Annotated in this window: 19 protein-coding genes; 14 read left to right on the forward strand and 5 right to left on the reverse strand. The window is 57.1% G+C overall.

Going from position 1 to position 23,117, the window contains the following annotated elements:
- Window positions 1-32: 32 nt before the first annotated feature.
- The 5 genes from BUA85_RS12805 to BUA85_RS12825 all read left to right on the forward strand — a co-directional run bounded on the left by BUA85_RS12805 (window position 33) and on the right by BUA85_RS12825 (window position 7,668).
- A complete protein-coding gene (locus tag BUA85_RS12805) occupies window positions 33-1,361 on the forward strand; it encodes an amidase (protein ID WP_072901905.1) in 1,329 nt (442 codons plus the stop codon).
- Between the two features lie 118 nt (window positions 1,362-1,479).
- Entirely contained in the window at window positions 1,480-2,658 is a 1,179-nt protein-coding gene (locus BUA85_RS12810; protein WP_072901719.1) for an aminotransferase class I/II-fold pyridoxal phosphate-dependent enzyme, read from the forward strand.
- 11 nt (window positions 2,659-2,669) lie between these two features.
- On the forward strand, window positions 2,670-5,621 hold the full coding sequence (locus tag BUA85_RS12815) for a DNA translocase FtsK (protein WP_072901721.1): 2,952 nt from the start codon (window positions 2,670-2,672) through the stop codon (window positions 5,619-5,621).
- A gap of 242 nt (window positions 5,622-5,863) precedes the next feature.
- A complete protein-coding gene (locus BUA85_RS12820) occupies window positions 5,864-6,688 on the forward strand; it encodes a bifunctional allantoicase/(S)-ureidoglycine aminohydrolase (RefSeq protein ID WP_072901723.1) in 825 nt (274 codons plus the stop codon).
- Window positions 6,685-7,668: a type I glyceraldehyde-3-phosphate dehydrogenase gene (locus BUA85_RS12825; protein ID WP_072901724.1), complete on the forward strand. Its 984-nt coding sequence runs from the start codon at window positions 6,685-6,687 to the stop codon at window positions 7,666-7,668. Before BUA85_RS12820 ends, BUA85_RS12825 begins: the two co-directional genes overlap by 4 nt.
- Here the strand turns inward: BUA85_RS12825 and BUA85_RS12830 are convergent.
- Window positions 7,649-8,140, reverse strand: a complete 492-nt coding sequence (locus BUA85_RS12830) for an ureidoglycolate lyase (protein ID WP_072901726.1) — start codon at window positions 8,138-8,140, stop codon at window positions 7,649-7,651. The genes BUA85_RS12825 and BUA85_RS12830 overlap by 20 nt on opposite strands.
- A complete protein-coding gene (gene puuE / locus BUA85_RS12835; protein WP_072901728.1) occupies window positions 8,137-9,546 on the reverse strand; it encodes an allantoinase PuuE in 1,410 nt (469 codons plus the stop codon). Before puuE ends, BUA85_RS12830 begins: the two co-directional genes overlap by 4 nt.
- A 291-nt stretch (window positions 9,547-9,837) precedes the next feature.
- Here puuE and BUA85_RS12840 point away from each other — a divergent pair, with 291 nt between their 5' ends.
- Window positions 9,838-10,437 (forward strand): LolA family protein, encoded by a 600-nt coding sequence (locus BUA85_RS12840; RefSeq protein WP_072901907.1) that lies wholly within the window; start codon window positions 9,838-9,840, stop codon window positions 10,435-10,437.
- Here the strand turns inward: BUA85_RS12840 and BUA85_RS12845 are convergent.
- The gene (locus BUA85_RS12845; RefSeq protein WP_072901729.1) at window positions 10,434-11,018 is read right to left on the reverse strand and encodes a transglycosylase SLT domain-containing protein; all 585 of its coding nucleotides are present in this window, start codon (window positions 11,016-11,018) and stop codon (window positions 10,434-10,436) included. The genes BUA85_RS12840 and BUA85_RS12845 overlap by 4 nt on opposite strands.
- Window positions 11,019-11,095: 77 nt before the next feature.
- Window positions 11,096-11,977: an AEC family transporter gene (locus BUA85_RS12850; protein WP_072901731.1), complete on the reverse strand. Its 882-nt coding sequence runs from the start codon at window positions 11,975-11,977 to the stop codon at window positions 11,096-11,098.
- Window positions 11,978-12,061: 84 nt separating this feature from the next.
- Here BUA85_RS12850 and hspQ point away from each other — a divergent pair, with 84 nt between their 5' ends.
- Window positions 12,062-12,388 carry a heat shock protein HspQ gene (gene hspQ / locus BUA85_RS12855; protein ID WP_072901733.1) on the forward strand — a complete coding sequence of 109 codons (327 nt, stop codon included), beginning with the start codon at window positions 12,062-12,064 and terminating at the stop codon, window positions 12,386-12,388.
- A 22-nt stretch (window positions 12,389-12,410) separates the two neighbouring features.
- Here hspQ and BUA85_RS12860 read toward each other — a convergent pair whose 3' ends face one another.
- Window positions 12,411-13,988, reverse strand: coding sequence for a gamma-glutamyltransferase family protein (locus tag BUA85_RS12860; RefSeq protein ID WP_072901734.1), 1,578 nt, complete (start codon window positions 13,986-13,988; stop codon window positions 12,411-12,413).
- 253 nt (window positions 13,989-14,241) lie between these two features.
- Here BUA85_RS12860 and BUA85_RS12865 point away from each other — a divergent pair, with 253 nt between their 5' ends.
- From BUA85_RS12865 to BUA85_RS12900, 7 genes are all read left to right on the forward strand, one after another.
- Window positions 14,242-15,399 carry a thiolase family protein gene (locus BUA85_RS12865; protein ID WP_072901736.1) on the forward strand — a complete coding sequence of 386 codons (1,158 nt, stop codon included), beginning with the start codon at window positions 14,242-14,244 and terminating at the stop codon, window positions 15,397-15,399.
- Between the two features lie 477 nt (window positions 15,400-15,876).
- The gene (locus BUA85_RS12875; protein WP_072901740.1) at window positions 15,877-16,446 is read left to right on the forward strand and encodes a helix-turn-helix domain-containing protein; all 570 of its coding nucleotides are present in this window, start codon (window positions 15,877-15,879) and stop codon (window positions 16,444-16,446) included.
- A gap of 8 nt (window positions 16,447-16,454) precedes the next feature.
- Window positions 16,455-16,844, forward strand: a complete 390-nt coding sequence (locus BUA85_RS12880; protein WP_072901742.1) for a GFA family protein — start codon at window positions 16,455-16,457, stop codon at window positions 16,842-16,844.
- Window positions 16,845-16,854: 10 nt separating this feature from the next.
- A complete protein-coding gene (locus tag BUA85_RS12885; RefSeq protein WP_072901744.1) occupies window positions 16,855-19,317 on the forward strand; it encodes a GcvT family protein in 2,463 nt (820 codons plus the stop codon).
- Window positions 19,314-20,186 carry a homocysteine S-methyltransferase family protein gene (locus BUA85_RS12890; protein WP_072901746.1) on the forward strand — a complete coding sequence of 291 codons (873 nt, stop codon included), beginning with the start codon at window positions 19,314-19,316 and terminating at the stop codon, window positions 20,184-20,186. The genes BUA85_RS12885 and BUA85_RS12890 overlap by 4 nt, the downstream gene beginning before the upstream one ends.
- 2 nt (window positions 20,187-20,188) lie before the next feature.
- On the forward strand, window positions 20,189-22,633 hold the full coding sequence (locus BUA85_RS12895) for a GcvT family protein (protein WP_072901748.1): 2,445 nt from the start codon (window positions 20,189-20,191) through the stop codon (window positions 22,631-22,633).
- Between the two features lie 55 nt (window positions 22,634-22,688).
- Complete coding sequence (locus tag BUA85_RS12900; protein WP_072901908.1) at window positions 22,689-23,105, forward strand: VOC family protein; 417 nt, start codon at window positions 22,689-22,691, stop codon at window positions 23,103-23,105.
- The last annotated feature ends 12 nt before the right edge of the window (window positions 23,106-23,117 follow it).

A 23,117-nucleotide genomic window follows, 5' to 3' on the forward strand; every position in this document is an offset into this window, starting at 1 on the left:
CGGTGCCCTCAAACAGAAGTGAGGGGCGAAAGATGGAAGACTGGCGTTGGATGACAGCTGCGGATCTGGGCCGTGGAATTGGCGCAGGGGACATTGATCCGGTCGCCCTGACCGAGACGTATCTGGCCGCCATCGATGCGCACCCGCACCGGGATCGCATCTATGCCCGCGTCACCCATGACCGCGCGCGGGCCGAGGCCAAAGCCGCTTCGGAACGCGCCGCCAACGGGATGCGTCGCGGGCCATTGGACGGGGTGCCGATCTCTTGGAAAGACCTTTTTGACACTGCAGGAACGGCAACCGAAGCAGGCACAGCATTGCTCGAAGGCCGCGTGCCAGACACAGATGCGGAAGTTCTGCAAAACGCCACAGCTGCGGGTTTGGTTTGCCTCGGCAAAACCCACCTCTCGGAAATTGCCTTCTCTGGCCTTGGCTTAAACCCGATGACCGCGACACCGCCGTGCGTGAATGATGAAGACGCCGTGCCGGGAGGCTCTTCATCTGGTGCTGCCGCATCGGTTGCTTTCGGCCTCGCAGCTGCCGGAATAGGGTCTGATACAGGCGGATCGGTGCGCATACCATCGGCCTGGAATGACCTGACCGGCCTGAAAACCACCCACGGTCGGGTGTCTGTGAATGGTGTCCTGCCGCTCTGCCTGACCTTCGATACAGTTGGCCCGCTCTGCCGCTCTGTCGAAGATAACGCATTGATCCTTGCGGCCCTCGAAGGACAAAAACCCGCCGATCTTACTGCACCAACACTGGACGGAGCACGGTTCGCCATCCTGGACACAATCGCGATGGACGATCTCGAGGATGCACCCCGCGCGGCATTTCAGTCCGCTGTGGAACGCCTGCAAGCGGCGGGGGCGCAGGTCGAACATATTCAATTCGATGCTTTGAACGAGGCCTTTGCCATGACTGGTCCGCTTTACACGGCGGACGCATGGGCATGGTGGAAGCATCGTATCTTGGCTGATCCCGCCAAAATGTTCTCGCAAATCTATGACCGCGTTCGCGTCGGGGCGGACGTCGCTGCCTCAGATTATATCGCCCATTGGACCCGCCTTCGCGAAATTCGGGGCGAGTTTGCGTCCGCCACCGCCCATTTCGACGCAATCCTTATGCCGTCATCGCCGATCTTGCCGCCGAATGTCCAAAGGCTGCTCGAAGATGAAGACTACTACGTCACCAAGAACCTTCTAGCGTTGCGTAATACGCGTGTAGGCAACTTGACGGATACCTGTTCTATCAGCCTCCCCACTGGAGTTCCGTCCTGTGGGATCATGTTGAATGGGCGAAATGGTGGCGAAGAAAAACTGCTCCGCATTGCTGCAGCGGCGGAGAAGGCATTGTCCTAAAAGACACAATTCTCACCCAGACCCGAAAATAACCCGCCCTCAATTCTGGACAGGCCCAACCACCACGGGCTAATCTGCAAAAAAATGCACGGCAAAAGATCGTGCGATTGAGGCAGAGATGAATTTTCCTGAGCGGTTTGCAGACCTACCGGATGCAACGTGGCCACGCCTTCGTGGTCTGTTGGATTCTACCCCACCGGGTGGAGAGGTCATCAATATGACCATTGGGGAACCGAAGCACGACATCCCAGCCTTTATCGCACCAGCCCTTGCCGAGAATGCCGCAGGATGGCGTGGCTACCCCAACAACAACGGCACTCCAGAGCTGCTTGACGCAATTTCCGCTTGGATCAAGCGGCGCTATAACGTCGCGCTCGGGCATGAAAATCTGATGGCCCTCAGCGGGACGCGTGAAGGGCTTTATAACGCCGCGATGGCCCTATGCCCTGAAACCAAAAACGGTCATCCGCCCGCGATTTTGTCGCCCAACCCGTTCTATCCCGTCTACGGGATGGCGTCTTTCTCTGTCGGGGCCGAGGTTGTTTATTTACCTGCCGACGAAAGCACGGGGCATCTGCCAGATTTTCACGCAATCGATCCAGAACTTTTGGACCGTACAGCAATCGTCTACATGTGCAGCCCCGCGAACCCACAAGGGACCGTCGCGGATGAAGATTATTGGGCCCATTTGCTTGGTTTAGCGGAAAAGCATGACTTCATCGTCTTCTCAGACGAATGCTATTCGGAAATCTACCGTGACACACCGCCGTTGGGCGCATTGCAGGTCGCGGATAAGATGGGCGTCGATCCTGAGCGGGTCGTTGTGTTCCACTCGCTTTCAAAGCGTTCCAATCTGGCTGGCCTGCGGTCCGGTTTCTGTGCCGGTGGGCCAAAATCTATCGCGCGCATCCGTCAGTTACGGGCAGGGGCAGGCTCCCCGCTTCCGGCACCAGTACAGGCGGCATCGGCCCTTGCATGGCAAGACGAAGCCCATGTTGAGGAGAACCGAAGGCTCTACGCGGAAAAGTTCGAAATTGCGGATCGCATCTTTGCCGAACTACCGGGCTACCAAAGTCCGGACGCGGGGTTCTTCCTATGGCTTCCTGTGAAAGACGGCGAAGCCTCGGCCCTCAAATTATGGGCCGAAACTGGGGTTCGGGTCTTACCGGGCGCCTATATCAGTCGCGATGTTGGCCAAGGCAATCCTGGCAGAAATTATATTCGAGTGGCTTTGGTCGCTCCAAAAGAAGACGTGCAGCGCGGGCTGACCCTGCTCAGAAGCTGCCTTTATGGTTGAGGAAAAGTAACATGGCATCCTATTCCACGCGTCAACGTGATCCCTTGCTGGACAGCACCACCCAAGCTGCGATTGAAAAACGCAGCAAAGAGCTGATGGGGCTGGTGCTGATCGTTCTCGGCCTTTTGGCCGCGGCAATGATCGCGACGTACTCCGCGCAGGATCCAAGCTGGATGTCCGCAACCGATGCGCCAATCCAAAATTGGTTGGGCATGTTTGGCGCGGCAACCGCAGCGCCTATTATGATGATCGTTGGAAAAGGCATTTGGGTCGTACCTTTGGCCATGATCGCGTGGGGGCTGCGATTTGTCCTGCATTGGGGTGAAGAACGTGCGATTGGGCGTCTGATCTACACGCCTTTTGCGCTGGCCGCCGCATCGCTTTATGCCGCGACTTTGACACCTCCCGCCGATTGGCCTGCAAATTTTGGCTATGGCGGCTTGTTTGGCGACACAGTTCTAGCCGTCGCTCTCACCGTTATTCCGTTCGGCACCATTCTTTCCGTCAAGCTGATGTCCGTTCTTTTGGGCCTTTTGACCCTTGCGCTGACCGCCTTCGCGCTGGGCTTCACACGTCCTGAATTGCGCAGCGGCGGGCGGTTTGTCTTCCTCGGCACTGTGCTTATCTATGATTTCCTGATGCGGATGATCGGTAAAGGGGCTGCGACCTCAGCGACGCTTGCCAAAGGGGCTGGGTCAACCTTCGCAGCTCATCGCGCCGAACGTCGCGCGAACAAAGAAGCGCTCGCAACAGCCTACGCTCAGGAAGAGGTTGTCGAGCAAGGTGACTTGCCAGACGCAAAACGTCGCGCAGCTGCCGTTGTCCGCGCCAACCCTGCCATGCCAACTACACCCGGTGATGGCCGCAACATGCCGCCTGTGCTGCGTGCGACCCGTGAATACACCGAAGAACCAACACCGGTTGCTGAAACTCCTCAACCCGCGCCCACCGGCTTCCTGTCAGGATTGCTCAAGCGCAATGAACCGATGCCGCAGCCAGAGCTGGTTGACACGCATACCGCTGTTGAGGCCGAAGCCCCCGACAGCGACCGCATCAGCGCGCGTATCTCCGACGCGATCAAAAGCCGCGCGGGTGGTGTGGTGCCACCGGCGCAGACGACTGCACGCATCGAACCTCGCCTGACAGCAGGTCGCGGCCCGACGCCGCTGCTGCTGAACACTGATCCGCAGCCGCAAGAGGTTGAACTGATCGAAGCGGTCGAGGACGAAACCGTCATCGACACCCCCGCTGCAACACCAACCGCGCCGATCTATCGTCGGTCAGCGGAAGAGATAGAAGACGCCGCACTTCTTGTGGCCGAACCCCTGTTCGAAACCGAACGCGCCGCCCCAACCGCGCCGCGTGTTGTGCAGCCAACGCCGAAAAAGCCGCAGCCGTCAAAGCGCGCCAAGGCAGAAGAGCAGCCCTCTTTGCAGTTTGAGGACAAGTATCCGGGCTACGAACATCCGCCGCTCAGCCTTCTGACCAACCCATCTATGGTGCAACGCCATCACTTGTCTGACGAAGCGCTTGAAGAAAACGCCCGGATGCTGGAAAGCGTTCTGGATGACTACGGCGTCAAAGGCGAAATCGTCTCCGTCCGTCCAGGCCCCGTTGTTACGATGTATGAGCTTGAGCCCGCGCCAGGCCTTAAAGCTTCCCGTGTGATTGGTCTATCGGACGATATTGCGCGCTCCATGTCTGCGCTGTCTGCCCGTGTTTCCACCGTTCCAGGACGCACGGTCATCGGGATCGAATTGCCGAATGAGAACCGCGAGAAAGTCGTCTTGCGCGAAATCCTCAGCCACCGCGACTATGGCGACGGCAACCAGAAACTGCCGCTTGCCCTAGGCAAAGATATCGGTGGCGAGCCCATCGTGGCGAACCTTGCCAAGATGCCTCACCTGTTGATTGCAGGTACGACGGGTTCCGGTAAATCCGTAGCGATCAACACGATGATCCTGTCATTGCTATACAAGCTAACGCCGGAAGAATGCCGGATGATCATGATCGATCCAAAGATGTTGGAACTGAGTGTCTATGACGGCATTCCGCACCTTCTGTCGCCTGTCGTCACAGACCCTAAAAAGGCCGTTGTGGCTCTGAAATGGGTCGTGGGCGAGATGGAAGAACGCTACCGCAAGATGTCCAAAATGGGCGTCCGCAACATCGACGGCTACAACGGACGCGTGAAAGATGCGCTCTCCAAGAACGAAATGTTCAGCCGCACGGTTCAAACCGGCTTTGACGATGAAACCGGCGATCCGGTGTTTGAAACTGAAGAGTTCAAGCCAGAGGTTCTGCCCTATATCGTCGTCATCGTGGATGAGATGGCCGACCTTATGATGGTCGCGGGCAAGGAAATCGAAGCCTGTATTCAGCGCTTGGCCCAGATGGCCCGTGCCTCTGGTATCCACCTGATCATGGCCACACAGCGCCCATCGGTTGACGTCATTACCGGCACGATCAAGGCGAACTTCCCGACACGGATTTCGTTCCAAGTGACCTCCAAAATCGACAGTCGCACCATTCTGGGCGAGATGGGGGCAGAGCAACTGCTCGGTATGGGTGACATGCTCTATATGGCAGGCGGGTCCAAGATTACCCGTGTTCACGGGCCCTTCTGTTCCGATGAAGAGGTTGAGGAAATCGTCAATCATCTGAAATCATTTGGCCCACCAGAATACATGTCTGGCGTTGTCGATGGCCCTGCTGAAGATAAGGAAAGCGACATAGACGCTGTTCTTGGCCTCGGTGGCAATACCAACGGCGAAGATGCGCTTTACGATCAGGCGGTGGCGATTGTGATCAAAGATCGCAAATGCTCGACATCTTATATTCAGCGCAAACTGGCCATCGGCTACAACAAGGCTGCTCGGTTGGTGGAGCAGATGGAAGAGTCCGGCCTTGTTTCTCCTGCCAACCATGTCGGCAAACGCGAAATACTCGTCCCTGAGCAGTAGCAGCTACACGCTCCTCAGGTGGCATGAACCGGTCCGTGCGTGGGGTGCGGGCCGGTTTTGTTTTGATAGGGCGGCGGATTGCTTGCGAACTGGTTCGCGACCGACCCTCCCCCCAGGGCGGTCGCGAAACTCCGACGTTGCAATCCCTTGTAACTGGCGCAATTTGAAGACAGGCTACTCACAAACCAACCCCGCCCTCGGGCCGGTCGCGAACCTTATGGTGCTGCACAAGGAAGACTTAAATGACACGCTACGCCACACCCCCCGGCGGCCTCCCGCCTCAGTCCAAAACCTTGGACGAGCGTGCCGTGTTCACAGAAAGCTACGCCTTCATCCCTGCCGACACGATGCGCGATATCGTGACCAGCTTTTTACCCCATTGGAAAAACACCCGCGCTTGGATCATCGCCCGCCCGATGACGGGCTTTTCCGAAACCTTCAGCCATTACATCACCGAGGTTGGCCCTGGAGGCGGCAGCACCCGTCCCGATGACAATCCAAAGGCTCAGTCTGTTCTCTTTGTCGTCGCAGGCGCCGCCGAGATCACTCTCATGGGCCAGGCGCATAGCCTTACGGCAGGGTCATATGTCTACATTCCCGCAGGCGCAGATTGGACGTTCCGCAATATCTCTGACGTGCCCGCAACGTTCCATTGGATCCGCAAAGCCTATCAAGCGGCTGACGGCGTCGCCCTGCCGCAGCCTTTCATCACGCATGACGACAACGCCACGGTGATCGAAATGCCGGAGACAGACGGCAAATGGTCAACCTCCCGCTTTGTCGAACCCGAAGACCTGCGCCATGACATGCACGTCAACATCGTGAACTTTCTCCCTGATGGCTGCATTCCCTTCATGGAAACCCATGTGATGGAGCACGGCCTCTACGTTCTTGAAGGCACCGCTAAATATCGATTGAACCAAGATTGGGTGGAGGTCGGTCCGGGGGATTACATGTGGCTTCGTGCCTTCTGCCCTCAAGCCTGTGTCGCGACAGGCGACGGCCCTTTCCGCTATCTGCTCTACAAAGACGTTAACCGCCACATGCCGTTGGACCTCTGTCCATGACACGCGTTGCTATCAACGGCTTCGGCCGCATCGGCCGCACAGTTCTGCGCCAACTCCTAACCACGCGCAAAGACGCTGGCATCGAAGTTGCGCTGATCAATGACATCGCAACTGCTGAGCTTTGCGCGTACCTTTTTGCCCACGACAGCGTCTTTGGCGTCTACCCTGAACCAGTTACGGCAGAGGGCGACGCGCTGGTCATTGGCGACGCACGCATCGCTTTCACCAATGATCCTAATCTTAGCCAGACCGATCTGAACGGGATCGACATTATCCTCGAATGTGCCGGCCACGCGAAAACGCGCGACGTCGCGGAACGCGGGCTGAAGGCAGGCGCTGCACAAGTGCTGATCTCCGGCCCAACCGACGCTGCCGACATCACCGTTGTCATGGGCGCAAATGACAACGCCCTTGGCGATGCGCAGATCGTCTCAAACGCATCTTGTACCACCAATGCGCTGGCCCCAATCGTCAATATCTTGGACGATAGCCTTGGCCTAGAGGCCGCGCATATGACCACGATCCACTGCTATACCAGCAGCCAACCGATGATCGACGCCCCGCGTGGCGATATGGCGCGCAGCCGTGCAGGTGCGATGTCTATGGTGCCCACAAACACCAGCGCCACGAGCCGTGTCTTAGAAGTCCTTCCCGAACTCAAGGGCCGCCTGACCGGTGCCGCCGTGCGCGTGCCTACTGCCAGCGTGTCTGCTGTTGATCTTACGGCGACGCTAAATGCGGACGTGAGCATCGATCAACTGAACGATCTAATCCGAAAGGCTGATCCGAACCTGATCGGCACCACAGACCTACCGCTGGTTTCAACCGACCTGCGCGCGCGTCCTGAGTCTTTGATCGTGGCAACGCCGGAAACCATCGTCACCACGCCACGGCACGTGCGTATCTTTGGGTGGTATGACAACGAATGGGGCTTCTCGGCGCGGATGATTGATATGGCGCTCAGGATGGTGGCGCGGTGATGGTCACGGGTTGGTCCAGCCAAACCTCTTCTAAATTGGCCCCGTCCCCGATCCGATCCACAACCGCAAAAAGCCCCGGCGCGTGAAGCGGCGTCAGAACCCCGTGCCATGTCCCGCGATGGAAATTGATCGCCTGCCCGGGTTCCGTCAGAAACGCTAAAGGTGTCCCCGGTTTGCCACCCACATCAGGGGCCACGATCACCAGAAACCCATGCTCTGACATCGGCACAAAGGCCTGTGACCCATAGGGGTGCCGTTCCAGCAATTCCAATGTGTAGGGAAAGCTGCGCGGCTCTGCTCGAAACAGGCTGATCCCTGCATGGCCGTCGGAAAAGTCCATCACCGCCCGATCGTGATAGCGCCCGCATTTGCCCTGATTGATGATCTTATCCGGATCACCCGCGCAATCGATCACATCACCGAAAAGCGCGAACGCCTCTATCGACATCGGTTGAGCGACAATCTCCGTCACGGCAAAATATCCATCAACCGAAACTCTGCGATCCGCTCAACTTGCCGACAGGCTGTCGCAAATTCCGCGTCGCGGTCATTCTGCAACCGCGTCTCAAACTGCTTGAGGATCGACGCTTTGTCGTGATCTCGCACGGCGATGATGAACGGAAACCCGAACTTGGCGGTATAGGCCGTATTCGCTTTCTCAAACGTGTCGCGTTCTTCGTCGGTCAACGCATCCAATCCGGCAGAGGCCTGTTCCGACGTGGACTCAGCCGTCAGCCGCTTCGCCGCTGCCAATTTCCCTGCCAAATCGGGATGCGCGACCAAGACGCCCAAGCGTTCTTCGTCACTTGCTGATCGGAACACCCGCGCCAAAGCATTGTGCATCCCTGCCGATGTGTCATGAACGAACCCCAACTCACCATCAAAAGCTCGTTCCGCAATCCAAGCGGAATGCTCGAAAATCCCACCATAGGTGTCCACAAACATCGACTTGGACATCTCCGATGGCCGCACCCGATGTTTGTGCGGGTTCACGGTGGCCCAATGCTCCGCGATCTGTTCCCGCGTTGCGAACCACACGTCGTCATAGCTCTGCGCGTACTCAATAAACTGCCGCAGCGCCTCAACCCGCCCGGGCCGCCCGATCAGTCGGCAGTGCAGACCCACCGACATCATCTTTGGCGCACCTTCCAACCCCTCACGATAAAGCGCATCAAAGGAGGCTTTGAGGTAATCAAAAAACTGCGTCCCCGAGTTAAACCCCTGCGGCGTCGCAAACCGCATATCGTTACAATCGAGCGTATAAGGCACGATCAACTGATCCCGCCGCCCGAATTCCATCCAATAAGGTAGATCATCGGCATAGCTATCGGCGACATAGGCGAACTGCCCCGTTTCTGCCGCCAAGCGCACGGTGTTAACCGAACAGCGACCCGTGTACCACCCGCGCGGCGCTTCTCCGACGACTTCGGTATGCAGCCGAATGGCCTCTTTCATATCGGCGCGCTCGTCCTCTTCGGAGTGATCTTTGTATTCGATCCACTTCAGCCCGTGGCTGGCGATTTCCCAAGGCGCGGCCTTCATCGCCGCAACTTGCTCGGGCGAGCGAGCGAGGGCCGTTGCGACCCCGTAAACCGTGATCGGCAGGCCTTTCAGTAGCCGATGCAACCGCCAGAACCCCGCGCGGCTGCCATATTCATAGATGCTTTCCATGTTCCAATGGCGTTGGCCTTCCCACGCCGCAGCACCGACGATCTCGGACAAAAAAGCCTCCGACGAAGCATCGCCATGCAGAATGTTGTTCTCACCACCTTCTTCGTAGTTCAGAACGATCTGAATGGCGATTTTCGCCCCGTTGGGCCATTTCGGATCAGGCGGGTTGGCACCATAGCCGATCATATCGCGTGGGTATCGGTTCATGTCTCGCTTCCATCTTGACCGAACTGTTATAACCCGCGAATTGACCCATGAAAGTGGAAATCATACGGAACGGTCTGGTTGTGCGACGTGATTGATATGCCGGATCAATTCTTCGGCCAGTCCCTTTAGTAAATCTGCACGCTATGTCGTACCTTTCTGCTCTCCTCAGGCCGATCAAACGCACGCTATACGCAAACATTGGCCTGCTATCGCTTAGCAATGGCGAAACGGCTGTTGTGTCCCCATATCAAGCACGGGCAAAGTGAGCTCAAGCAACGGATAGGTGCAATGATGTTTCGACGTGGATTTTTAGCAGGTGCCGCAGCGCTGGCATTGGCAACACCAGCCAGCGCGCAGCAGCTTTCGTTGGCTGAGATTTCGAACTATTTGAACCGGCTCCAGACAGCAGAAGGCGGATTTACCCAAATCAACGGCGACGGCACGCTGTCCACAGGTCAAATCTACATCAAACGCCCGGGTCGCATCCGCTTCGAATACAACCCACCTGATGATAGCCTCGTTATGGCAGGCGGCGGTCAAGTTGCGATATTTGACCCACGTTCAAACGTGCCTCCTGAGCGTTTCCCACTGAACCAAACCCCGCTCAACATCATTCTTGAACAGAACGTTGATTTAACGCGCACCAATATGGTGACAGGGCACACATCGGATGGAACAACGACGACTGTTCGCGCCCAAGACCCCGACAACCCTCAGCTGGGGAACATCCAACTGGTGTTCACGGCAGACCCTATTGAGCTTCGCCAATGGATCGTCACAGATGATATTGGTGCCGAAACCACTGTCATTCTGAACGATCTCGAAAGCGGCGGGGCCGTTGGGGATATTCAGTTCAACATCCTGAACGAGATGAACAAGCGCGGGTTCTAAATCTTCCCGCACCTGCGCAGCTGTGTGTCGTAGAGAACGGCGCGGGCTTCGACCTCGCTCGCGATCCGGATCAGCCAGCGCTTCGAACGCCAAGTTCCGCGATTAAACCCTGCACGGCCATCATGATAGGCGAGGTATTGATTGCGTGTGTCGTTCAGCGCAACTCCGGTTTCTTCGACCGTGAGGTTCATATACCAGCCCATAAAGTCGGCAGCGTCGAAAATATCGGTCCGGTCCGCTCCGCGCCCGCCTTCTTCACGCTGATACTCGGCCCATGTGCCATTCAACGCCTGACTGTAGCCTAAGGCAGAAGACTGGCGTCCGGTCGGAATCACACCCAAAACGTACCGATGGGGCGGACGGTTATCAGAGATGAACTTACTCTCTTGATAGATGATCGCCATGAGAATGGGCATAGGCACGCCCCAATCACGCTCCACCCGTTTGAATGCGCGCTCGTATCTCGGACGCTCGTCCAGGATGGAACAAGCGTTATCTAGGTTGCGTGGCGCGTCGCCATACCGCGTCGAACAGCTTCCTAAGATCAGAAGCAATCCCAAAGTGCGAAAGAAAATGCTCATCTGCCTCTCGCTATGTTTTTTGTTTTTTTGAACTATAGCGCGATTTTCCGGTTTGGGGAACGGAAAACAGACCGCCTTTAGATCACAAATGAGAGGATGAGCGGCAAAGTGACCACCGAAAGCAACGTGGACACGACGACAAGTCCGGCAACCGGCTGCGCATCTGCCCCGTATTTCTCAGCCAGCAGGTAGGACGTTACGGCGACCGGCGTGGCGACCTGCACGATCAATACCGCCGCTGCAATTGGGTCAAGTTCGAACCAGACCGACACACCCCAAGCGCAAGCGACACAGACGATGACCTTAATGATCGACAGTATGACAGCTTGCCCGACTGCACGGATTTCCAATCGTGCGATAGCAACCCCCAAGGTAATAAGCATGATTGGAATCGCCATTTGACCAATCAAATCAAGCGAGTTGAAGATAAATTCCGGCGGTCGCCACCCTTGCCAAAGGAACAACGCACCAAGCAAAGTCGCCGCGACAAGGGGTTCTTTGATGACTTTCGCAGGCGATCCACCGCCTGAAACCAGCCAAACTCCGAACGTGAAGCTCAAAATACCCATGATCGCGAAGACAATGACCGCGTAGCCTAAGCCAATCTCGCCAAAGGCAAACAGTGCGAGGGGCAGACCAAGATTCCCGGTGTTTCCAAAGATAAGGGGCGCCAGATAAGTTGCTCTGTCCAATTTCCAAACCGCAACGACCACTGCAAATGCAACGGTCACAAGTCCGTAGGCCACAAAACTGGCAAGCGAAAGGGCTGCAAGCGCGTCAGGTTCCACATCGGTTTCGATCAACGCTACAAAGATCAAACAGGGCACAGAAAGTGTCATGGCAAGTCGTGTCACAAACTCGACCCGGTACTCGAATCCCAGCTTGACCCAAACATATCCAACGGCCGCCAAAATGAAGACGGGTGCCGTAATATTCAGCACTGTCACAGCAAGGTTCACAGACTGTTTCCTTATTTTTGCCACATTTGCGTGGACTTGCGCCGGCCAACAGGTCTAATTAGCCCGTAAAGGGCTAGTATGACTATGTTTAAAACACGTGCAAAATATCATCTTGGACAGGTTGTCCGCCATCGCAAACATCCGTTTCGCGGGGTCGTTTTTGATGTCGACGCAATCTTTTCCAACACAGAAGCTTGGTATGAGGCGATCCCAGAGGACGCGCGCCCAAGCAAAGATCAACCGTTCTATCATCTCTTGGCTGAAAACGATCAAAGCTACTACGTGGCTTATGTGTCGGAGCAGAACTTGATAGCGGATTATTCGGGTGAACCTGTGCAGCACCCCGACCTTGAAGACCTGTTCGGTCCGTTTGAGGACGGTCAATACCCACTTCAGGTGCAAATGAATTAGGGCCCAGGGGCCCTAAGCCACCTTAATACCCGATCGCACACCCATCTTTACGCGGATCAGACGCACCTTCGAGCGTTCCATTGTCATGGATTTTGATCACTTGTGCCCCACCAATGGCCGTATCAGGGATTTCGACCGTGTGCCCCAGATCGGAAAGCTCCGCACGCACGGCATCTGAATACCCGCGTTCGACCTTGACAATATCGCCTTCCACAAACGCGCGCGGCGCGTCGAGCGCGGCCTGCATGTCCATGCCGTAGTCCGCGATATTCGACAGGAACCGCGCGTGGCCGGTGGATTGATACTGCCCGCCCATCACACCAAAGGGCGCAACGGTTTTGCCGTTCTGCTGCAAAATTCCCGGAATGATCGTGTGCATAGGCCTTTTGCCCGGCCCTGCCTCGTTCGGATGACCTTCTTCGAGGGTAAAGCCCGAACCGCGGTTCTGGAACAGAATGCCAAACTTATCGGAGGCAATGCCAGACCCGAACCCGTGGAAAATGGAATAGATCAGTGACACGGCCATCCGGTCCTTATCGACGACAGTGATATAGATCGTGTCTTTGTGAACCTGTTCAGCCCCCGGAAGACCGGCAGGTAAAACCTTCTTAGGATCAATCAGCGCAGCCAGTTTAGCCGCCGTTTCTGGCGCCAACATATGCTCCAACCGCTCCATATGATCCATGTCCGACAGGAACCGATTGCGGGCGTCATAGCCCAGCTTGGTGGCCTCTGCTTCGATATGAAGACGTTCCGCGCCAAACGGATCCATGCCAGCCAGATCAAAATGCTTGAGCATGTTCAAAATCAAAACCGCCGTCGCCCCTTGGCCGTTGGGCGGATGCTCAAACAGCTCATAGTTGCCGTATTCGCCCTGGATCGGCGTTGTGTAGTCACAGGCGGTCGCAGCGAAATCATCCAAGGTGTGCACGCCGCCCATGCCGCGCAGTGTGTTCACCATGTCCTCAGCGATCTCACCTTCATAAAACGCCTCGCGCCCATCCATCGCAATACGGCGCAAGACCTCCGCCTGATCAGGCGCGCGGAACAGCGTACCGACCTGAGGTACCTTGCCACCTACTAGGAAGGACTCTTTCGCGCGGCCTTGCAGCTTCTCATAATCCTGCGACCAGTCCTTCGCGACACGCGGGGCCACTGGCACACCCGCTTCGGCATAGTGAATGGCGGGCGCGAGCGACGCCTTCAATCCGACCTTGCCCCAGTCCTTTGAGAGCTTGCAGAACGCATCTACCGCACCCGGTACCGTGATCGCCGCTGGGTCATATGGGGGAATCACTGAATGCCCCGTTGCACGCAAAGCCGCCGCATCGGTGCCCGCAGGGGCACGGCCCGATCCATTCAAAGCATACACCTTGTCATCACCGGGAGCCGTGAAAAGCGCGAAGCAATCGCCACCAATCCCCGTCATCTGTGGCTCACAGATACCCAGCAAAACCGCACCCGCGATGGCCGCATCCATGGCATTGCCGCCAGATTCGAGAATTTGAACCGCAACGTTAGCCGCCAAGGGATGTGAGGTCGCACAAATCCCGTTGGTGGCATAAACAGCAGATCGTCCTGGTAGGTGAAAGTCGCGCATTGTCTTAGTCCTTTTTTCGCAGCCGACAGACTACGTAAAAGGAAAGAGAACACAATCAAGTTGGGAAGTTTGTACCCGACGACGCACAACTGGGTGGGGGCTATAAATGCACATCGTCGGGTGAAGCTATGCAGCTACACCCCTAGTTTCGCGTTTGACTGAGGCGCGGGATTGTCCCGATTGTGTTCCTTTCTGGGCTTTCCCTTGCGGTAATCTCACCCTAACGTCCGGGTCAGAAAACGGAGGATTCCATGTGAAACCGGTCAACATTATTGGAGCCGCCCGCACCGCAATGGGCGGATTTCAGGGGGTTTTTTCCGATGTGGACGCTCAGACACTGGGCGGCGCTGCGATCAAAGCGGCCATGGAAAATGCGGCGAATCCAGCCGTTGATGAGGTGCTCATGGGTTGCGTTCTTCCGGCGGGTCAGGGGCAAGCACCCGCCCGTCAGGCCGCATTCTTGGGCGGGCTGGATGAATCGATTCCCGCCACCACGCTCAACAAAATGTGTGGCTCCGGCATGAAAACCGTGATGATGGCACACGACCAAATCGCGCTGGGCGGGGCCACCACCGTGGTCGCTGGTGGTATGGAGAGCATGACAAACGCCCCCTACCTGATGCCCAAAATGCGCGGTGGGGCACGGATCGGCCATCAACAGGTGATCGACAGCATGTTCCTCGACGGGTTGGAAGATGCATATGACAAAGGCCGCCTGATGGGCACCTTCGCTGAAGATTGCGCCGAAACCTTCCAATTCACGCGCGAGGCGCAGGACGCATACGCGCTCAAATCCCTCTCCAACGCGTTGGAGGCGCAGGCGAGTGGCGCATTCGAAACCGAAATCGCCCCCGTCACCTACACAACCCGCAAGGGCGATGTGACGGTTAGCGAAGACGAACAACCTGCCAACGCCCGTCCCGAAAAGATCCCACAGCTCAAACCGGCGTTCCGCAAGGACGGCACCGTCACGCCCGCCAACGCCTCCTCGATCTCTGACGGCGCAGCGGCGTTGATCCTCAGCTCCGAAGATCACCCGAATGTCCGCGCTCGCATCTTGGGCCACGCGAGCCACGCCCAAGCGCCCGGGTGGTTCACAACCGCCCCCGTGCCCGCCGCGCAAAAACTGCTCGCCCAGATCGGCTGGACTGTGGAGGAGGTCGATCTATGGGAAGTGAACGAAGCCTTCGCCGTCGTGCCCATGGCCTTCATGCACGAACTCAACATCCCCAGCGACAAGGTCAACGTGAACGGAGGCGCATGTGCATTGGGCCACCCGATCGGCGCCTCTGGTGCTCGGATCATCGTGACACTTCTGAACGCTTTGGAGAAACGCGGACTACAGCGCGGGGTTGCCGCGATCTGCATTGGGGGTGGTGAGGGGACAGCGGTTGCGATTGAGCGGGGGTAGTAGTGATGGTTGCAAGATATCTGCCCACCAGAACGAACCCAGTTTGCATCTTCAAACATTGGGTCTCTAGATTTGCAATATTTTAGGTAAGAGCAGCCATATCCATGACAAAAAAAAGATTTCTTTTTCTCCGGGTCCCAAGCTCCGGCCCTAAAGCTTTAGCGGGCCCGCCGAACGATTTTTCTTCTTTGAACGAAGCTGAAGCTCGGCTGAGAGATATCACTTCTGGGAATCTCAAAGCACATCACACTTATCTTGAGATAATAGAATACACTGGGGATAAAGTGGCCTTTCTAAATACCAAAGGCATTCTAGCCTGAAAATCGAGTTGGAAGTTTCAGCGGCAACGTCTTTTTCATCACAACGTTAGCCGCCTTTCCAAATCAAACTCCCCCAAACTCCGCCATGAAATTTCGCTTTGAAATTTCATGGAATCATGCTCTATGAAATTATTGAAGAAAATTTCACGGAAATCCGATGCTCCACAAAACCCTCGACGAAACGCAGACCTTAGGCGCGGATATCCGAGCGCTGCGGAAAGCGCGTGGGTTGACGCTTTCTGATCTTGCGGAGCGGTTGGGCAAATCCGTCGGATGGCTCAGCCAGGTCGAACGCGACATCTCCGATCCGTCCATTGATGATCTCCGCCTATTGGCCAGCCAGCTTGACGTGTCCATGTCCAGCCTCTTTCGCACCAAGGCTGCTGCAGGCGAAGAAGGCTACGTCGTTCGCAAAGATGCCCGCAGGCCCATCGGATCGCGTGAGGCGGGGTTGGTTGAGGAACTCCTCTCCCCTGACCTCACGGACGATTTCGAAGTGGTGCATTCCACGTTCGAACCCAATGCAGAACGGCGCGATGACACCGCCCGACCGACCCAAGAGGTGGGCTATATCGTCTCTGGCCAACTCGAACTTTGGATCAAAGACCAGAAGTTCCAACTCAAACCCGGCGACAGTTTCCGCATTCGGGGGGAGACCTACCGCTGGCGCAATCCGCATTCAGAACCTTGTGTTGCGATCTGGGTCATCGCGCCGCCGGTGTATTGAGGGGCGTCATGGAAAAGATCAAAGAAAGTTGTGAATGTGGCGCTGTTTCATTTGAAATATCAAATCCGCGTAAAAAAATCACATTCTGCCATTGCAGCCAGTGCCGCAAGTCCAGCGGCCATTATTGGGCTGCAACCAACGCCAAATTCGAAGACGTAACCTTCCTCAGCGACGATACGCTGACATGGTACACGTCCTCCGACTGGGCCAAACGTGGATTTTGCAGCACCTGCGGTTCCAGCCTGTTATATCGCATGAACGATGTAGAGGGCATCGGCATCGCTGCCGGTAGCCTTGAAGACCCGACCGGCCTCAAACCCGGCAAACACATCTTTGTCGCCGACAAGGGCGACTACTACGAAATCGCGGATGACATTCCGCAAATTGACAAGCTCTAGGGAGAAGAACATGGCAGATTTTCCAACATCAGCGCGTGTTGTCATCATCGGGGGTGGCGTCGTTGGCGTGTCCACCCTCTACCATCTGGCCAAGATGGGCTGGACCGACTGTGTCCTGCTTGAGAAGAACGAATTGACCGCAGGCTCCACGTGGCACGCCGCTGGCAACTGCCCGTCATTCTCAACCTCTTGGGGCGTGATGAACATGCAGCGCTATTCGCTGGGCCTTTATGCGGGTCTTGCCGAAGAGGTGGATTACCCGATGAACTATCACGTGACCGGCTCGCTGCGCCTGTCACATAGCAAAGAACGCACCCAGGAATTCCAGCGCGCCATGGGTATGGCCAACTATCAGGGCCTGAGCATGGAGATGCTGACGCCTGACCAAGCGGTTGGCATGTATCCCTTCCTCGAAACCCACGACATTGACTCGGTTCTGTTCGACCCTGACGACGGCGACATCGATCCAGCACAGCTGACCCAAGCACTCGCGAAAGGTGCGCGTGAAATGGGTGCGAATATCCAGCGTTTTTGCCCCGCCACTGGCGTAACCCAGAAACCTAATGGCACATGGACGGTGCATACTGAAAAGGGCGACATCGACTGTGAAAAAGTCGTCAACGCCGCCGGATATTATGCCCAGCGTGTTGGCGAGTGGTTCAAACCCTATGGCGGGCGCACTGTGCCCATGGCCACCATGTCGCACCAGTATTTCCTGACCGAGGAAATTCCAGAGCTGAAGGAATGGACCGAAAAGAACGGTCGCAAAATCCCTCTGCTGCGCGACGTCGATAGCTCCTACTATCTGCGCCAAGACAAAAACGGCCTGAACCTCGGCCCCTATGAGCGGAATTGTAAGGCACATTGGATCACCAAAGATGACCCAATGCCCGATGATTTCAGCTTCCAACTCTACCCCGATGATTTGGAACGCCTCGAATGGTACATCGAGGACGCGATGGCCCGGGTGCCTCTCCTCGGCACCGCCGGTGTCGGTCGCGTCATCAACGGCCCGATCCCTTACGCGCCAGATGGACTGCCTTTGGTCGGCCCAATGCCCGGCGTCAAAAACGCATTCGAGGCCTGCGTCTTTACCTTCGGAATTACCCAAGGCGGTGGCGCGGGTAAGGTCGCCGCCGAATGGATCGTCAACGGCGAAACCGAATGGGATATGTGGTCGGTCGATCCCCGACGCTACACCGACTACACCGATGAACAATATTGCATCGACAAAGCGATGGAGGTGTACGGCCATGAATACGCGATGCACTTCCCCCAGCACGAGTGGCCTGCGGCCCGTGATCGCAAACACTCCACCCTGCATTCACGGCTGCAAGACGCGGGCGCAGTTTTTGGCCCTTATAACGGTTGGGAACGCGCCAACTGGTTCGCGCAAGAGAGCGACGATACATCGCTCGAAGCGACCGAAACATGGTCCCGCAACGGCCCATGGCAGCAGCGTGTCAAAGAAGAATGCGAAGCGGTGCGTGATCACTGCGGGATGCTACCGATCACGGGCTTCAGCCGCTTCAAGGTCGAAGGCGCCGGTGCGCGCGACTATATCGACAGCTTGTCTGCCTCACGCCTACCATCCCCAGGCCGCATCGGTCTGATCTATTTCGCTGATGCCCGCGGCCGCATCGTGACAGAAATGTCAGCCGTTGTGCACAGCGATGACCATGTGTCATTGATCACAGCGGCCGTCGCTCAATGGCACGACGCTGAGGTGATCAAGGCAAACGCGCCGGAAGGCATCACCGTCACAGACCGCACGAAAGAGGTTGAGTGCCTGCTGGTGACCGGCCCGAAAGCCCGCGAGATCCTTGCGCCGCTTACCGAAGGTCATGATCTGTCCAAAGGCTGGCTCACCACCAGCCTCGCAGAGGAAGGCACCATCGCAGGCGAAGCCTGTGCGATGGTCCGTGTGTCCTTTGCGGGTGAACTCGGTTGGGAAATTCACTGCCCACCGGCCTCCATGCCGGCCATTTGGGACGCGCTTAGTGACGCTGGTGTGAAACCCTTCGGTATGTATGCGCTCAACGCGTTGCGGATGGAAAAGGGCTACCGCGCATGGAAGGGTGATCTTTCCACCGATTACTCCCTCCTCGAAGGCGGGCTTGACCGCTTTACCAAGCTGGACAAGCCGCACGACTTCCCGGGCAAAGCGGCACTGCTTGCGGAGAAACAGCGCGGCGTCTCCAAACGCTTCACCACGCTCACATTGGACGCGCCCGGAGAGTATGACGCGCCCTATATGTCGACCATCTGGCATGATGGCGCGGTTGTGGGGGAAACCACCTCCGGCGCGTTTGGCTACCGCACCAACCAATCCATCGCGCTCGCAATGGTCCAAGCGGAGCTTTCCACCCCGGGCACGAAGCTAGAGGTGGAAATCTACGGCGAACGCTATGCTGCCACAGTGCAAGAGGACCAACCTTTGTGGGATCCTGCAAACGAAAGGATCCGTGCATGATCACCCTTCTTGATGGCGGAATGGGGCAAGAGCTCGTCCGCCTTGCAGGAAAAGCAACGGGCATGTGGTCGAACCAAGCGCTGTTCGATCGGCCCGAGCATGTGCGCCAAGTGCATGATGCCTATTTTGCTGCCGGTGCAGATGTTGCTACCACCAACACCTATGCGGTGCTGCCTGACCGGTTTGAGGCGTATGACGTCCTCGACCGGTTGGACGAGATGACAGTCAGGGCATGCGAATTGGCCGTCGCTGCGCGCGACGCGCATGGCTCCGGCATTATCGCGGGCAGCATGGGCCCAATGGGGTTTTCCTATCAACCGGATAAAGCCCCGCCAGCCGCCGAAGCTGCCGAAGGCTACGCGCGCCTTGCCAAAGTACAGGCAGACTTTGTCGATGCGCATTTGTTGGAAACCATGGCCAGCGTCGATCAAGCCAAAGGTGGTCTGATGGGCGCCTCCGTTACCGGCAAACCCGTCTGGATCGGCCTCACAGTGAACGACGAAGATGGCACACAGCTGCGCTCTGGCGAACCACTAGCAGACCTTGCACCTGTGTTGGCGGAATACCAACCCGCGGTGATTTTCCTCAACTGCTCTATGCCCGAGGCGATCAACCAAGGCCTGCCCGAACTCGCCAAACTCGGCGACACGTTCGGGGCCTATGCCAACGGCTTTACCAAGATCACAGATGATTTCGATCACATCGGTGCCACGGTCGATCAACTGACAGCCCGAACTGATCTTACTCCAGACGCATACGCCGATCACGCCCAAGGCTGGGCTGATACCGGCGCAATCTACATCGGCGGATGTTGCGAGGTCACACCTGCGCACATCAAAGAACTCGCCCGTCGTTTTAAAGGAAACTAACCATGGCGCTTCCTCCGTCCCAAGCCCGCGTTGTCATCATCGGTGGCGGCGTTATCGGCTGTTCTGTTGCCTACCATCTGGCCAAACTCGGCTGGAAAGATGTTGTTTTGTTGGAACGCAAGCAATTGACGTCAGGCACCACATGGCACGCCGCCGGCCTGATCGCCCAACTGCGCGCGACGGCGAACATGACCAAGCTCGCGAAATACAGTCAGGAACTCTACGGCAACCTCGAAGCGGAAACAGGCGTGGCGACTGGTTTCAAACGCTGCGGATCCATCACAGCCGCGCTCACCGAGGAGCGCAAAGAGGAAATCTTCCGCCAAGCAGCTATGGCCCGCGCATTTGGTGTCGAAGCTGAAGAGATCTCCCCCGAAGAGGTCAAGGCACGGTACGAGCACCTCAACATTGATGGCGTCACTGGCGGCGTGTACCTGCCGCTCGACGGGCAGGGCGATCCGGCCAACATCGCGCTCGCCATGGCCAAAGGCGCACGTCAGAACGGTGCGCAGGTGATCGAACGCACGCTTGTCACTGGCGTAAAAAAAGAAGGTCGCCGCATCACCGGTGTCGATTGGGAACAAGGCGGCGAAAGCGGTCACATCACTTGCGAGATGGTCGTGAACTGCGGCGGTATGTGGGGCCATCAGGTTGGCAAAATGCTCGGCACCAACGTCCCGCTTCACGCCTGCGAACACTTCTATATTGTGACGGAAGCGATCGAAGGCCTCACCCAAATGCCCGTTCTCCGGGTGCCGGACGAATGTGCGTATTACAAAGAAGACGCAGGCAAAATGCTCCTTGGCGCGTTTGAACCAAACGCCAAACCATGGGCCATGGATGGCATCCCGAAGGACTTTGAGTTTGACCAACTGCCCGAGGATTTCGACCACTTCGAACCAATCCTAGAGGCGGCTTGCGAACGGATGCCAATGCTGGCCGAGGCAGGTATCCACACCTTCTTCAATGGTCCGGAAAGCTTCACACCAGATGACGCCTACCACCTCGGCCTCGCGCCAGAGATGGATAACGTCTGGGTGGCAGCTGGCTTCAACTCAATCGGTATTCAATCCGCCGGTGGCGCAGGCAGCGCGCTGGCCTCATGGATGGACACAGGCGAAAAGCCCTTCGATCTGGGCGACGTCGACATCAGCCGGATGCAGCCCTTCCAAGGTAACAAACATTACCTCTTTGAACGGTCCAAGGAAACGCTCGGCCTCCTTTACGCCGACCACTTTCCCTACCTGCAAAAGAACACCGCCCGCGGCGTCCGCCGCACGCCGTTCCATCAGCACCTGTTGGACAACGGTGCAGTCATGGGCGAACTCGCTGGTTGGGAACGCGCCAACTGGTTCGCCAATGAAGGCCAAAAACCAGAGTATGAATACTCGTGGAAACGTCAGAACTTCTTTGGCAACGTCGCGGCAGAGGTCGAGGCGATCCGCACCAACGTCGGCATGTACGACATGTCGTCCTTCGGCAAAATTCGCGTCGAAGGGCGCGATGCGACGGCCTTTATGAACTACATCGGTGGCGGACAGTATGACGTGCCTGTCGGCAAGATTGTATATACGCAGTTCCTCAACAAGACTGCTGGGATCGAAGCGGATGTGACCGTCACACGGCTATCAGAGACCGCCTACTTCGTAGTCACACCAGCCGCGACGCGCCTCGCCGATCAAACCTGGATGCAACGCCATGTGGGCGACTTCAACGTCGTGATTACAGATGTCACTGCAGGCGAAGGGGTCCTCGCTGTCATGGGCCCCAACGCGCGTAAACTGCTTGAAACGGTGTCGCCGAACGATTTCTCAAATGACGCGAACCCCTTCGGCACCGCGCAAGAGATCGAACTCGGCATGGGCCTCGCTCGCGTACACCGTGTCACCTACGTCGGGGAACTGGGCTGGGAGGTCTATGTCTCTTCCGACATGGCCGCCCATGCGTTCGAGACCTTGCACGCCGCAGGTCGGGATATGGGTCTAATGCTTTGCGGGATGCACATGATGGACGCCGCGCGGATGGAAAAAGGCTTCCGCCACTTTGGCCACGACATCACGGCGGAGGATCACGTGCTAGAGGCCGGTTTAGGCTTCGCTGTCAAAACCGACAAAGCGGATTTTATCGGTCGTGACGCCGTCCTGGCGAAGAAAGAAAGCGGCCTAGAAAACCGCCTCGTTCAATTCAAACTGACCGATCCTGAACCGCTCCTCTATCACAACGAACCTGTAGTTCGGGACGGCGAGATTGTTGGTTATCTGTCGTCCGGCGGCTATGGCCACCACCTCGGCGCCGCACTCGGTATGGGTTATGTGCCCTGCAAAGGTGAAACCGCGAAAGAGATGTTGGAAAGCACCTTCGAAATCGACGTTATGGGCACACGCGTGAAAGCTGAGGCTCAGCTGAAGCCTTTCTATGATCCGACGTCGGAGCGGGTTAAAGCCTAAGGTGTTGAGCGGGGCGGCGATCCGTCGCCCTGCACCAGTATTGGGCACAGTCACCATGATCGTATATGTCACTGTCGGCGTAGATGATATCGAAGCAGCAGAACGGTTCTACTCCGCTTTCCTGCCCGCACTGGGATACGGCTTGGAATACTACCACGGCGATCTCTGCTATGCCTTGCCGGTGGTGCCCGGCCAAACGCCGACTCATCCCGAATTCTACGTTAAGCGCCCCTTTAACGGCGCATCGGCCTCGGCTGGAAACGGCACGATGATCGCGTTTGAGGCTAGCAGCCAGCAACAGGTTCGTGATCTCCACGCCGCTGCCCTGAATGCGGGTGGCCAAGATGAAGGCCAACCTGGGTTTCGCGATGACTACGGCGCGAATTTCTTCGTTAGCTACCTCCGGGACCCACAGGGCAACAAGATCGCTATCTTCTCCAGCAATCCGAATGAACCAGGGCGAGGCGGATAATCCTTGGACCTG

The organism is Cognatiyoonia sediminum (assembly GCF_900129845.1).
In the GTDB taxonomy this organism is placed as follows: domain Bacteria; phylum Pseudomonadota; class Alphaproteobacteria; order Rhodobacterales; family Rhodobacteraceae; genus Cognatiyoonia; species Cognatiyoonia sediminum.